Origin of the sequence: Pseudomonas sp. TWR1-1-4, assembly GCF_049897165.1 — a bacterium.
Classification (GTDB): Bacteria; Pseudomonadota; Gammaproteobacteria; order Pseudomonadales; family Pseudomonadaceae; genus Aquipseudomonas; species Aquipseudomonas canadensis.
In genome coordinates, this window is the sequence record NZ_JAFCVS010000013.1 from 3,494 (window position 1) to 5,129 (window position 1,636).

Here is a 1,636-nt window from a genome sequence, read left to right on the forward strand (position 1 = left end):
GCGAGGCTGAAAAGCGTAGTCGATGGAAAACAGGTTAATATTCCTGTACTTCTGGTTATTGCGATGGAGGGACGGAGAAGGCTAGGCCAGCTTGGCGTTGGTTGTCCAAGTTTAAGGTGGTAGGCTGAGATCTTAGGTAAATCCGGGATCTTAAGGCCGAGAGCTGATGACGAGTTAACTTTTAGTTAACGAAGTGGTTGATGCCATGCTTCCAAGAAAAGCTTCTAAGCTTCAGGTAACCAGGAACCGTACCCCAAACCGACACAGGTGGTTGGGTAGAGAATACCAAGGCGCTTGAGAGAACTCGGGTGAAGGAACTAGGCAAAATGGCACCGTAACTTCGGGAGAAGGTGCGCCGGTGAGGGTGAAGGACTTGCTCCGTAAGCTCATGCCGGTCGAAGATACCAGGCCGCTGCGACTGTTTATTAAAAACACAGCACTCTGCAAACACGAAAGTGGACGTATAGGGTGTGACGCCTGCCCGGTGCCGGAAGGTTAATTGATGGGGTTAGCTAACGCGAAGCTCTTGATCGAAGCCCCGGTAAACGGCGGCCGTAACTATAACGGTCCTAAGGTAGCGAAATTCCTTGTCGGGTAAGTTCCGACCTGCACGAATGGCGTAACGATGGCGGCGCTGTCTCCACCCGAGACTCAGTGAAATTGAAATCGCTGTGAAGATGCAGTGTATCCGCGGCTAGACGGAAAGACCCCGTGAACCTTTACTATAGCTTTGCACTGGACTTTGAATTTGCTTGTGTAGGATAGGTGGGAGGCTTTGAAGCGTGGACGCCAGTCTGCGTGGAGCCAACCTTGAAATACCACCCTGGCAACTTTGAGGTTCTAACTCAGGTCCGTTATCCGGATCGAGGACAGTGTATGGTGGGTAGTTTGACTGGGGCGGTCTCCTCCTAAAGAGTAACGGAGGAGTACGAAGGTGCGCTCAGACCGGTCGGAAATCGGTCGTAGAGTATAAAGGCAAAAGCGCGCTTGACTGCGAGACAGACACGTCGAGCAGGTACGAAAGTAGGTCTTAGTGATCCGGTGGTTCTGTATGGAAGGGCCATCGCTCAACGGATAAAAGGTACTCCGGGGATAACAGGCTGATACCGCCCAAGAGTTCATATCGACGGCGGTGTTTGGCACCTCGATGTCGGCTCATCACATCCTGGGGCTGAAGCCGGTCCCAAGGGTATGGCTGTTCGCCATTTAAAGTGGTACGCGAGCTGGGTTTAGAACGTCGTGAGACAGTTCGGTCCCTATCTGCCGTGGACGTTTGAGATTTGAGAGGGGCTGCTCCTAGTACGAGAGGACCGGAGTGGACGAACCTCTGGTGTTCCGGTTGTCACGCCAGTGGCATTGCCGGGTAGCTATGTTCGGAATAGATAACCGCTGAAAGCATCTAAGCGGGAAACTAGCCTCAAGATGAGATCTCACTGGAACCTTGAGTTCCCTGAAGGGCCGTCGAAGACTACGACGTTGATAGGTTGGGTGTGTAAGCGCTGTGAGGCGTTGAGCTAACCAATACTAATTGCCCGTGAGGCTTGACCATATAACACCCAAGCAATTTGACTACTCTAACGAGCATCAGATTGCGGTGTGTGAAGACGAAAATGAACCGAAAGTTCGACGCTCACAA

1 rRNA gene (only partly in view) is annotated in these 1,636 nt (G+C 52.1%); it reads left to right on the top strand.

Going from position 1 to position 1,636, the window contains the following annotated elements:
* A 23S ribosomal RNA gene (locus ACP7C6_RS29310) occupies window positions 1–1,549 on the top strand; it begins 1,442 nt to the left of the window's first position.
* Window positions 1,550–1,636: the final 87 nt, after the last annotated feature.